Source organism: Streptomyces sp. 4N124 (assembly GCF_052245395.1).
GTDB lineage: Bacteria > Actinomycetota > Actinomycetes > Streptomycetales > Streptomycetaceae > Streptomyces.
On record NZ_JBQQBS010000116.1, the window covers coordinates 1 to 11,863 of the forward strand.

Consider the following 11,863-nt stretch of genomic DNA (forward strand, 5'->3'; position numbering starts at 1 on the left):
CCGCCACTTGCCCCACCGCCAGGCGCCCCTCCCACCCCACCCCCCGCTTCCACCAGCCACCCCCGCGCCTCCGCAAGTTCCACCTCCGCGCCGGTGAGGGCGGCCGGGACGAAGTTCGCGGCCTCGGCGAGGGCCTGTGCCAGGTGGTCGATGGTGTCGAGGAAGACGGTGGCCTGGGTGATGGCGCTCTCGGCGGCTCGTAGGTGCCGTGCCGCGCGGTCTGTCTCGCCGGCGTCGGCGGCCTGGTGGGCCTCGTTGAGGCGGGACGTGGCGAAGACGAGGCGGTCCTTGGCCTGTTCGACGTGGCCGGTGACGGCGGCGGTCGCGGAAGGGGCGTACCGCTTGCCGAGGTCCGCGAGGGTGGCCTGCACGGCAGCCGTGCGGGCCGCCAGCTCCCGGAACCGGGTCTCCGCGATCTCCAGCGCCTCGCCCACGCCCTGCTCCAGGCCACGCAGTTGATCGAACCCTGCCGCCTCCGCGTCCAGCCGCCGCCCCGCCTCCTGGCACCGCCCCACGATCCCGGCGAGCGCATGCCGACGGGACGCACCGTCGGCCGGGACTCCGTCGTCGTACTGCTGCCGCATCCGGAAGGCGGCCGACAGTTCACCCTCCGCGTCCCGTACGGCCCGGGCGAAGGGCGCCACGGCCGCCGTACCGAACAGGGCCTGAGCGAACCCGAGTTCCTCACGGCTGGTGCGGACACAGTCATCGGCCTCGACGAGCAACGCCCGTGCACGCTCGTCGAGTTCGGCGAGGGGCGGCGGCGGGACGATGACGGGGACGCCGCCGGGTGTCGTCCGTGTACGCGTCCGTCTTGTCCGTCGTAGATACGCGTACCCGGCCAGCGCGACCGCCGCACTCGCCGCGACGAGCGGCAGCACGAGGTCGGCGGTGGACGTCTCGTCCTCTTCCTGCGATACGTGCGCCGCCTGCACGGCCGACGGAACCGGATCATCGGCACTGATCGTCATCCCCGGCAACACAAGCCACACCAGCCCGGCCGCACCGCCCAGCCCGGCATGCGCCACCCGCACGGCGGCACGCCGCTGCCGGTCCCGGATCAAGGATGACGTCACATTTGGGAGCGTATGACCGGGTATGTGGGCGCGCGAGTGGGGGACGTCGGGTGGGGTGGGGCTTCGATGAGGGAGGGGATACGGGGATGGACGAACCGATAGCCGCCGAAGGCGAAGCCGAGGCCGTACCGGCCACACCGCCCCGGCGGAGCCCTTGGTTCCGCTGGACCCGCCGCATCGTCCTGACCCTCCTCCTGCTCATCCTCCTCCCCACCCTCACCGCCGAAACAGCCCTCTACATCAACCACACCGGCGACATTGCGTCCGGCACCCACACCCGCAACCGCGACGCGATCTGGCTCGGCCACGCCTGGGTGGACGGCCGTAAGAAGGACGCCGACGTGACCGCGCTCGCCCGGCAACTGGACACCACCGGCATCAGGGACCTCTACGTCCACGCAGGCCCGCTGGAACACGACGGAACACTGCCGGAGTCGTCGTACCCGAGGGCCCGTTGGTTCATCGACGCGGTGCACAAGGAGATGCCCGGCATCCGGGTGCAGGCCTGGCTCGGCGACGTGCTCGCCACCGAGAACCCCGACGGCATGCGCCTGGAGCGCCCGGAGACGCGCGCGGCGGTCGTCGGCTCGACCCGCCAGATCCTCGCGGCCGGCTTCGACGGCGTCCACTTCGACCTGGAGCCCCTCCACTCGGACGACGGCGACTACCTCACGCTCCTCGACGCCCTGCACCGCGTCACGAGCGCCCAGAACGCGCCCCTCTCCGTCGCCGCCCACCAGATCGACCCGCTCCCCGGCTTCCACTCCTTCTGGGGCACGACCACCGGCCATCCCAAGTGGTGGTCGCAGAAGTTCTTCGGCCAGGTGGCCCGCCGCGTCGACCAGATCGCCGTCATGTCGTACGACACCATGCAGCCGCTGCAGAGCACCTACGGCGGCTACGTCGCCCAGCAGACCTCCCTCGCCCTGGAGGCCACCCCGCCCACCACCGACCTCCTGATGGGCCTGCCGTTCTTCCACGAGAACCGGTTCGGCCACTGGGCCCACGCGGAGACCGTGCCCGCCGCCGTCCGCGGCGTCCGCCTCGGCCTGTCCCGCACGGACGCGGACCGCCGAAACTTCGGTGTGGCGCTCTACGTCGACTTCGCGGCGACCGCGGACGACTGGACGGCATACCGGGTTGCCTGGGTCAACAAGCCTTGACCAGCATCTTCCTTCAGCGTGACCATTCCGTTATCAAGTCGTCATGCGAACTTTCCCCACAGGGGCCCTTTAGTTTGTTGTGAACGTGCTGTGACCGCCCCTAGGGTCCACATCTCCTATCCCTGTGAGGTCGCACATTCATGCGAGCGCTAATCACCAGCAAGGCCGCCCGGCGCGCACTGCGCCCGATCGCCGAACTCATCGACCAGCGCATCGAACGCCAAGTCCGCCGTGTCGTCGAGGAGTCCGCCCGGGCCGACGTGACGCAGGAGGAACTGAAGAAGCTGCGTAACCGTCAGCGGCCACTGGAGCTGTTCTTCGACGGGACCGGACGGGGCGCGTCGCGGCTGCCGTCGGCGCCTCATCTCAACCGCACCATCGCGGAGTTGGCGGAGGTGTCCGGCGGGGACAGGGATGCCGCCGAGCGCAACGTGGCCCAGGCGTTCCGGCTGCTCATCGCGATGGAGGCGCTCGGCGTCGGCCGTATCGCGGGCGGCACGATGAACATCGTCGGCAAGCTGTCGGCCGTACCGCTGCTCGATCCGCCGAACGACGAGGTCCTTGAAATCGGCACGCTGTACGGGATGTTCGCGGCTGCTCTCATCCGGATGATGGAGCGGGCCGGGCGTGCGCCCAGCCTGACCATCGTCGATCCGCTCGCCGGGACGCAGCTGCAGCCCGGCGCCACCATGGGCACCGACGCCTCCGGCACCCCGGTGAACGGCGCCGCCGTACGCACCAATCTGGCCCTCGCGGGCGCGGCCGGTGCCGCCGCCCGGATCCAGCAGGGCTTCTCGGAGGACCCCGAGGTGCGTGCCCTGGTCGCCGACCGCGCCTACGGCGTGGTCATCGTCGACGGTGACCACTCCGCAGCCGGTGTCGCCGCCGACCTGGAGTGGGCCGAGCAGATCGTCGCGCCCGGCGGCATCGTCGTACTCGACGATTTCGGGCACCCCAAGTGGCCCGGGATCAAGGAGGCTTTCGAGAAGCACATGACCACGGACACCCGGTTCAAGTACCTCGGCCAGGTGGCCCACTCGGGGTATCTGCGGGCGGCCTCAGCCTGACGAGGGCCGTCGGCGGATCTTCGACCCCAGCCACACCAGGGGGTCGTACTTGCGGTCGACCGCGCGTTCCTTCAAGGGGATCAGCGCATTGTCCGTGATCTTGATGCCCTCGGGGCAGACCTCCGTGCAGCACTTGGTGATGTTGCAGTAGCCGAGACCGTGTTCGTCCTGGGCGGTGCGTTTGCGGTCCAGGCCGGACTCGGTGGCGGCGTCCAGCGGGTGCATGTCGAGCTCCGCGACCCGCATGAGGAAGCGGGGCCCGGCGAACGCCGGCTTGTTCTCCTCGTGGTCGCGGACGACATGGCAGGTGTCCTGGCACAGGAAGCACTCGATGCACTTGCGGAACTCCTGCGAGCGGTCCACGTCCTCCTGCATCATCCGGTACTCGCCCGGCCCGAGATCGGCGGGCGGTACGAAGGCGGGTACTTCGCGCGCCTTGGTGTAGTTGAAGCCGACGTCCGTGACGAGGTCGCGGACGACCGGGAACGCGCGCAGGGGCGTGACCGTGATCGTCTCGTCCGGCGTGAAGACGGACATGCGGGTCATGCACATCAGCCGCGGGCGGCCGTTGATCTCCGCCGAGCACGAACCGCACTTGCCCGCCTTGCAGTTCCAGCGGACGGCCAGGTCGGGCGCCTGGGTGGCCTGGAGGCGGTGGATGATGTCCAGGACCACCTCGCCCTCGTTGACCTCGACCTTGAAGTCCTCCAGGCCGCCGCCCTTGATGTCACCCCGCCACACCTTGAAGCGGGCCTCGTAGCTGCTCACTCGTAGAGCTCCTCTTCGGCGAGGTACTTGACCAGCTCCTCCTTGTCGAAGAGGGCGAGCAGGTCGGAGCGGATGGGTTCGGTGGTCTCGCGCAGCAGGTCGATCTGGCCGCGCACCGAGTCGGTGGCCGCCAACCCGCCTGTCGGATCGGCCAGTTGGCACAGCAGGTTGATGTTGCGCCACTTACGGTCCATCGTCGGATGGTCCTCGCGGGTGTGGCCGCCGCGCGACTCCGTGCGCTCCAGCGCCGCCCGTGCCACGCATTCGCTGACGAGCAGCATGTTCCGCAGGTCCAGGGCGAGATGCCAGCCCGGGTTGAACTGCCGGTGCCCCTCGACACCGGCCCGCCGGGCCCGTACGCGCAACTCGGCGAGCTTGTCCAGCGCGTGCTGCATCTCGCCCTCGCGGCGGATGATGCCGACCAGGTCGTTCATGGTCTGCTGGAGTTCCTGGTGGAGGGTGTACGGGTTCTCCGGCGTGCCCTCTTCCGGGCCTTCGGCGGAGAACGGGCGCAGTGCCTCGGCCGCCGCCGCGTCGATCTGGACGTCGTCCACCGGCGGACGCTCGAAGGCCTGCGCCGCCGCGTACTCCGCCGCGTGCCAGCCCGCCCGGCGTCCGAACACCAGCAGGTCGGAGAGCGAGTTGCCGCCCAGCCGGTTGGAGCCGTGCATACCGCCGGCCACCTCACCGGCCGCGTACAGCCCCGGCACCCCGCGCGCGGCCGCCGTGTCGGACTCCACCGCGATGCCGCCCATCACGTAGTGACAGGTGGGCCCGACCTCCATCGCCTCCGCCGTGATGTCGACGTCGGCCAGCTCCTTGAACTGGTGGTACATGGACGGCAGCCGACGCTTGATCACCTCGGCGGGCATCCGCGTCGACACGTCCAGGAACACCCCGCCGTGCGGAGAGCCGCGGCCCGCCTTCACCTCGGAGTTGATCGCGCGGGCGACTTCGTCGCGCGGAAGCAGCTCAGGCGGGCGCCGGTTGTTGTCCGGGTCGTCGTACCAGCGGTCGCCCTCCTCCTCCGACTCGGCGTACTTCTCCTTGAAGACGTCGGGGATGTAGTCGAACATGAACCGCTTGCCCTCGGAGTTGCGCAGCACCCCTCCGTCGCCGCGCACCGACTCCGTGACGAGGATGCCCTTCACCGACGGCGGCCAGACCATGCCCGTCGGGTGGAACTGCACGAACTCCATGTTCAACAGCGGTGCCCCGGCCAGCAGCGCCAGCGCATGACCGTCGCCCGTGTACTCCCACGAGTTCGACGTCACCTTGAAGGACTTGCCGATCCCGCCCGTCGCGATCACGACAGCGGGCGCGTCCAGGACGAAGAAACGGCCGGTCTCACGGTCGTAGGCGAAGACTCCGGAGACCCGATTGCCGTCCTTCAACACCCGGGTGACCGTGCACTCCTGAAAGACCTTCAGACGCGACTCGTAGTCCCCGGTCTCCTTCTTGTCCTGCTGCTGCAAGGAGACGATCTTCTGCTGGAGCGTCCTGATCAGCTCCAGGCCGGTGCGGTCGCCGACGTGGGCGAGGCGCGGGTACTCGTGGCCGCCGAAGTTGCGCTGGGAGATCCGGCCGTCCTTCGTACGGTCGAACAGGGCGCCCCAGGTCTCCAGCTCCCACACGCGGTCCGGCGCCTCCTGGGCGTGCAGCTCGGCCATCCGCCACTGGTTGAGGAACTTGCCGCCGCGCAGGGTGTCACGGAAGTGCACCTGCCAGTTGTCGTGCGGGTTCGCGTTGGCCATCGCGGCGGCGATGCCGCCCTCCGCCATCACCGTGTGCGCCTTGCCGAACAGCGACTTGCAGATCACGGCCGTACGGGCGCCCCGCTCGCGCGCCTCGATCGCGGCCCTGAGTCCTGCGCCCCCGGCGCCGACCACGACGACGTCCCACTCCTGCCGGTCCACCACGGACATCAGAAAAACCTCGGATCATCAAAGGCGCCGGACGCGACGAGATACACGTAGAAGTCGGCGAGCGCCACGCTCACCAACGACGCCCAGGCGAGCAGCATGTGACGGTTGTTCAGCTTCCCCACCCACTGCCACATGCGGTAGCGCACGGGATGCTTGGAGAAGTGCTTGAGCTTGCCGCCGACGATGTGCCGGCAGGAGTGGCAGGAGATCGTGTACGCCCAGATCAGCGCGATGTTGACCAGGAAGACGAGCGTGCCGAGGCCCATGTGGCCCCACTCGTAGTTCTCGTCGCGGAAGGCGAGCACGGTGTCGTACGTCAGGATCCCGGCGACCAGGATCGCGGCGTAGAAGAAGTACCGGTGGATGTTCTGCAGGATCAGCGGGAAGCGGGTCTCACCGGAGTACTTCTTGTGCGGCTCCGCCACCGCGCAGGCCGGGGGCGAGGCCCAGAAGCCCCGGTAGTAGGCCTTGCGGTAGTAGTAGCAGGTCAGGCGGAAGCCGAGCGGGAAGATCAGGATGATGATCGCGGGGGAGATGCCCCACCAGCCGCCGAAGATCTCCCAGTTGGGACCGGCGTGCATCGGCTCGCAGCGCTCCGCCAGACAGGGGGAGTAGAACGGCGAGACATACGGCGCCGCGTAGTAGTCCGCGTCGGCGAAGGCCCGCCACGTCGAGTAGACGATGAACGCGAGCAGACCGGCCGCGGTGACGGCGGGCGCCAGCCACCAGCGGTCGGTCCGCAGATGCGGGGCGTCGATCGCGGCGCGCGTACCGGTGCGTACGCCGCCGCCGACGGGATGGGGTTCAGTTGTCGGTGGTTCCGTACCAGTGGCCAACTCATGACTCCGGTCGGTTCGATCGGCTCGAACGGTTCGAGGGTTCAGGGGGCGTGGCGGTCACGGGCGCCGAGTCCCTCGTCGTCCGTGTCGATCCACAGAGAGTCGTCGTACGGGGTGTCGGGGATGGTGACGAGATCGGGGCGCTTGGGCGCCGCGGGGGCGGAGGCCGCCTCCTTCAGCAGCGCGGCGCTCTCGCGCAGGTGATCGCAGTCGGTGCGGACCCGGCGGATGTCCAGCCCGCCGCTGCCCATTTGCTGCTCCAGGCGGCTGACGGACCTGGACAGGTCGTCGAGGCTGCGCTGGATGGACGTCAGTTCGTCGTGCACGGACATGACGTTTCCTCACTTCCGTAGGCCGGGCGGCCTTGGGCGGCAACGTTCATGCGCCTGCGAGTGTTGCGCGTCACACCTGCCGGTGGGAAGTCGTGTGCACCGATTGGCCGATGTTCGGTTGCGTTCACAGGTGCGAGCCCATTGGGCCGAGCGGGTGGGTTTCCCCTGCCCGGCGCCGTGTCGCACTCCGTTGCTGAACCCTTTCCTCTTAGGTGGCCGCATACGTGTGATCAGCTCCATATACCGCCAAAAGTGATCATAACGCCCTGTGGCCCCGGAGGTAAGAGATGTCCCACGACGGCGTCGGACAGCGCGCGGTCATGCGCTCGGTGGCCTTCCTCAGCGCGAGCGCCCTCGCGCTCACCGGATGCAGCACCAAGGACCCGGCCGGCAAACCGCTCGCCGGGCAGGACATCGCGCCCGCCGTCCGCGCCCAGGTCGCCGACGGTGGCACCCTGCGCTGGGCCGTGGACTCCGTACCGGAGACCCTGAACACCTTCCAGGCCGACGCCGACGCCACCACCACCCGCGTCGCCCAGGCCGTCCTGCCGTCGATGTTCCGGCTGGACGCGAAGGGGAGCCCGCGGATCAACCCCGGGTACCTGGAGTCCGCGAAGGTCGTCGACACCGAGCCCAAGCAGGTCGTCCTCTACAAGCTCAACCAGCAGGCGGTGTGGAGCAACGGCCGGGAGATCGGCGCCGCCGACTTCGCCGCCCAGTGGCGCGCCCTGTCCGGCAAGGACAGCTCCTACTGGACCGCACGCAACGCCGGCTACGACCGCATCCAGCGGATCCAGCGTGGCGACAACGACCTCGAGGTCAAGGTCACCTTCGCCCGGCCCTACGCCGACTGGCAGTCGCTGTTCACGCCGCTGTACCCGAAGGAGGTCATGGGCACGCCGGACTCCTTCAACGACGGAGCGCGGCGCAAGCTCAAGGTCACGGCCGGTCCCTTCCTAGTGAAGAAGATCGACCGCAAGGCCGACCGGATCACCCTCACCCGCAATCCGCGCTGGTGGGGACGGCCCGCCAAGCTCTCCCAGATCGAGCTGCGCTCCGTACCGCTCGACGAGCGGGCCGACGAGCTGGCCGAGGGCAAGCTGGATCTGGCCGAGATCGAGCCCGACCTGTCGCACCGCATCGTCCTCGCGGCCCGTCCGCAGGGCACCGGCACCCCGCTCCAGGGCCCCGACGGCTCGGACGACTCACCGGCCCTGCGCGGCTTCGAGGTCCGCAAGTCCTTCGAGCCCGCCTACACCCAGCTCGCCCTCAACGGCGCCGACGGCCCGCTCGCCGACGAGCGCGTCCGCCGCGCGGTGGCTCGCGCCCTGGACCGGGAGGAGCTGGCCAAGGCCGTCCTCAGGCCGCTGGGCCTGCCCGCCGTTCCCGTCGGCAGCCACCTCGCCCTCTCCGGCCAGGCCGCCTACGCCGACAACAGCGACGCCCTCGGCGGCCAGGACACCAAGGAGGCCCAGGCGCTGCTCGCGGATGCCGGGTGGGTGCGGGGCGGCCCTGTCACGGAGCGGCAGGAGAAGGGCGAGAAGGCGGCCGGCTCCAAGGGGAGGAAGTCCGAGGACACGTCGCAGGGCGGCGACGACGGGACGTACATCGTCGGCGAGGACAACAAGGCGCGCGCGGCGGACCACAAGGCGCCGGGCGAGGCCGACCGGGAGAAGAAGCACCCCGAGAAGCGCAAGGAGCACTTCGCCCAGGACGGCAGGCAGCAGCTGAAGCAGGGCGGTGCGCCCGGCGCGTACGCCCCCATGGGCACCGCCGCTCCCGCCGCCGCGCCGGCCGGCCCGCTCGCCAAGAACGGCAAGCCGCTCACCCTCACGTTCGTGCTTCCGTCGGGCGACGGCTCGGAGACCCTCCGCACGGTGGCCGACCGGATCGGGCGGATGCTGGACCGGGTGGGCATCCGTACCAAGCTGAAGAAGGTCTCCGACGACAGCTACTTCAAGGACCACATCGCCTCCGGCGAGTACGACCTCGCCCTCTACTCCTGGCCCTCCTCCGCCTTCCCCGCCACCGACGCCCGCCCCATCTACGCCAAGCCCGTCCCCGCCGCCGACGGCTCCCTGAACGTCGAGCAGAACTACACCCGCGTAGGCACCGACCAGGTCGACCAGCTCTTCGACCAGGCCCTCTCCACGCTGGACGAGTCCGAGTCCCGCAGCCTCATCCGCAAGGCCGACTCCCGCATCTGGGCCACCGCCGCCTCCATCCCCCTCTACCAGCGCCCCCAGCTGACGGCAGCGAAGAAGAACGTGGTCAACGCGGGCGCCTTCGGCTTCCAGACGCCGGTGTATGAGGACATGGGGTTCCTGAAGAAGGGGGCGAAGGCGTCGGCGAGCGCAAAGCCCCGCAACTGAACGCCTCTGGAGAAGCTGACCGCGCCGGCCGAACCGATCAGGTTCGAGAAGGAGACCGACTCCTACTCGGCCGACCTGAAGCCCGTCGACGACACCGTGCTGACCTGGGAGGGCGTCGGCACCGGCTTCCTCCCCTGCTCCAGCTCCCCCGACTCAGAGGCCGGCCGCACCGCGGCCCGCGAGACCTGTCCGGCCGATTCGCCGCCGTAAAGCAGGCCTGAGCTGCGCGGACACAGCCCGGCGAGCCCCTGCCTGCGCGGCCCCGTACGATGGGGTAAGGCCGTGGCATGTTCAGCCCGGCAGGGCCCGCGTGACACAGACGTACGCGTAGGCCGTCCTCACCACTCCGGGAGTACGCCACATCATGGCCACGCGCCACGACATCCGCAACGTAGCCATCGTCGCCCACGTCGACCACGGCAAGACGACCATCGTCGACGCCATGCTCAAGCAGGCCGGCTCCTTCGCCGCGCACGCCGCCGAGTCCCTCGACGACCGCATGATGGACTCGAACGACCTGGAGCGTGAGAAGGGCATCACGATCCTCGCCAAGAACACGGCGGTGAAGTACCACCCCAAGGCCGGCGGGGACGTCATCACCATCAACATCATCGACACCCCCGGCCACGCCGACTTCGGCGGCGAGGTCGAGCGCGGTCTGTCGATGGTGGACGGGGTCGTTCTCCTCGTCGACGCCTCCGAGGGGCCGCTCCCGCAGACCCGCTTCGTGCTGCGCAAGGCCCTGCAGGCCCGCCTCCCCGTCATCCTCTGCATCAACAAGACGGACCGGCCGGACGCCCGTATCGACGAGGTCGTCAACGAGACCTACGACCTCTTCCTCGACCTGGACGCGGACGAGGAGCAGATCGAGTTCCCGATCGTCTACGCCTGCGGCCGTGACGGCATCGCCTCGCTGACCAAGCCGGACAACGGCACGGTCCCGGCCGACTCCACCAGCCTGGAGCCGTTCTTCTCCACCATCCTGGAGCACATCCCGGCGCCGACCTTCGACGAGGCCGCCCCGCTCCAGGCCCACGTCACCAACCTCGACGCCGACAACTTCCTCGGCCGTATCGCGCTGCTCCGCGTCGAGCAGGGCGAGCTGCGGAAGGGCCAGACGGTCGCGTGGATCAAGCGTGACGGGAACATCAGCAACGTCCGCATCACCGAGCTGATGATGACCGAGGCGCTCACCCGCAAGCCCGCCGAGAAGGCCGGCCCGGGTGACATCTGTGCCGTCGCCGGTATCCCGGAGATCATGATCGGCGAGACCCTCGCCGACCCCGAGAACCCGATCCCGCTCCCGCTGATCACGGTCGACGAGCCCGCGATCTCCATGACCATCGGCACCAACACCTCGCCGCTGGTCGGCCGCGGCGGCACCGGCAAGGGCGCCGACAACAAGGCGGCCGTCAAGGACCGCAAGGTCACCGCCCGTCAGGTCAAGGACCGCCTCGACCGCGAGCTGATCGGCAACGTCTCGCTCCGCGTCCTCGACACCGAGCGTCCCGACGCCTGGGAGGTCCAGGGCCGTGGTGAGCTGGCGCTCGCCATCCTGGTCGAGCAGATGCGCCGCGAGGGTTTCGAGCTGACCATCGGCAAGCCGCAGGTCGTCACCAAGGACGTCGACGGCAAGACGTACGAGCCGGTCGAGCGCATGACCATCGACGTCCCCGAGGAGCACATGGGCGCGGTCACGCAGCTCATGGGCGTCCGCAAGGGCCGGATGGACAACATGTCCAACCACGGCTCGGGTTGGGTCCGCATGGAGTTCGTGGTCCCCTCCCGCGGACTCATCGGGTTCCGGACCGAGTTCCTGACCCAGACCCGCGGCACCGGCATCGGACACTCCATCCACGAGGGCTTCGAGCCCTGGTTCGGCACCCTCCAGACCCGTAACAACGGCTCCCTGGTCGCCGACCGCGCCGGTTCCGTCACCGCCTTCGCGATGACGAACCTTCAGGAGCGTGGCGTGCTGTTCACCGACCCGGGTACCGAGGTGTACGAGGGCATGATCGTCGGCGAGAACTCGCGCTCCGACGACATGGACGTGAACATCACCAAGGAGAAGAAGCTCACGAACATGCGGTCCTCCTCGGCCGACTCGTTCGAGGCGATCGTGCCGCCCCGCAAGCTCTCCCTGGAGCAGTCCCTGGAGTTCTGCCGCGACGACGAGTGCGTCGAGGTCACCCCGGAGGCCGTGCGCATCCGCAAGGTGAACCTGGACGCCCGTGAGCGCGCCCACGCCGCGAGCCGCGCCAAGCACGGCTGACCCTCCGCGTCGTACGACCGCGTCAGGGCCCCCCCCCCTCTAAGGGGCC

Annotated in this window: 8 protein-coding genes and 1 pseudogene; 4 read left to right on the forward strand and 5 right to left on the reverse strand. The window is 69.4% G+C overall.

The features are described from left to right. Positions 1-1,076: pseudogene (locus ACTWQO_RS47845) on the reverse strand (hypothetical protein); the annotation flags it as partial. An 86-nt stretch (positions 1,077-1,162) separates the two neighbouring features. Between ACTWQO_RS47845 and ACTWQO_RS47850 the strand changes: the two are divergent. Together ACTWQO_RS47850 and ACTWQO_RS47855 are read left to right on the forward strand one after the other, a co-directional pair. Further along, a complete protein-coding gene (locus tag ACTWQO_RS47850; protein ID WP_443243697.1) occupies positions 1,163-2,239 on the forward strand; it encodes a hypothetical protein in 1,077 nt (358 codons plus the stop codon). Between the two features lie 140 nt (positions 2,240-2,379). Then, entirely contained in the window at positions 2,380-3,306 is a 927-nt protein-coding gene (locus ACTWQO_RS47855; RefSeq protein WP_443243698.1) for a class I SAM-dependent methyltransferase, read from the forward strand. Here the strand turns inward: ACTWQO_RS47855 and ACTWQO_RS47860 are convergent. The 4 genes from ACTWQO_RS47860 to ACTWQO_RS47875 are packed head-to-tail and all read right to left on the reverse strand — an operon-like array spanning position 3,298 to position 7,170. Then, a complete protein-coding gene (locus ACTWQO_RS47860; protein ID WP_443243699.1) occupies positions 3,298-4,074 on the reverse strand; it encodes a succinate dehydrogenase/fumarate reductase iron-sulfur subunit in 777 nt (258 codons plus the stop codon). The genes ACTWQO_RS47855 and ACTWQO_RS47860 overlap by 9 nt on opposite strands. Next, positions 4,071-5,999 (reverse strand): fumarate reductase/succinate dehydrogenase flavoprotein subunit, encoded by a 1,929-nt coding sequence (locus tag ACTWQO_RS47865; protein ID WP_443243700.1) that lies wholly within the window; start codon positions 5,997-5,999, stop codon positions 4,071-4,073. The genes ACTWQO_RS47860 and ACTWQO_RS47865 overlap by 4 nt, the downstream gene beginning before the upstream one ends. Next, on the reverse strand, positions 5,999-6,835 hold the full coding sequence (locus ACTWQO_RS47870; protein WP_443243701.1) for a hypothetical protein: 837 nt from the start codon (positions 6,833-6,835) through the stop codon (positions 5,999-6,001). The genes ACTWQO_RS47865 and ACTWQO_RS47870 overlap by 1 nt, the downstream gene beginning before the upstream one ends. A 44-nt stretch (positions 6,836-6,879) precedes the next feature. After that, positions 6,880-7,170 (reverse strand): hypothetical protein, encoded by a 291-nt coding sequence (locus tag ACTWQO_RS47875; RefSeq protein WP_443243702.1) that lies wholly within the window; start codon positions 7,168-7,170, stop codon positions 6,880-6,882. A 287-nt stretch (positions 7,171-7,457) separates the two neighbouring features. On the opposite strand from ACTWQO_RS47875, the gene ACTWQO_RS47880 reads away from it, so the two are divergent. Next, a complete protein-coding gene (locus ACTWQO_RS47880) occupies positions 7,458-9,542 on the forward strand; it encodes an ABC transporter family substrate-binding protein (protein ID WP_443243703.1) in 2,085 nt (694 codons plus the stop codon). A gap of 364 nt (positions 9,543-9,906) precedes the next feature. After that, on the forward strand, positions 9,907-11,814 hold the full coding sequence (typA, locus tag ACTWQO_RS47885; protein WP_443243704.1) for a translational GTPase TypA: 1,908 nt from the start codon (positions 9,907-9,909) through the stop codon (positions 11,812-11,814). Positions 11,815-11,863: the final 49 nt, after the last annotated feature.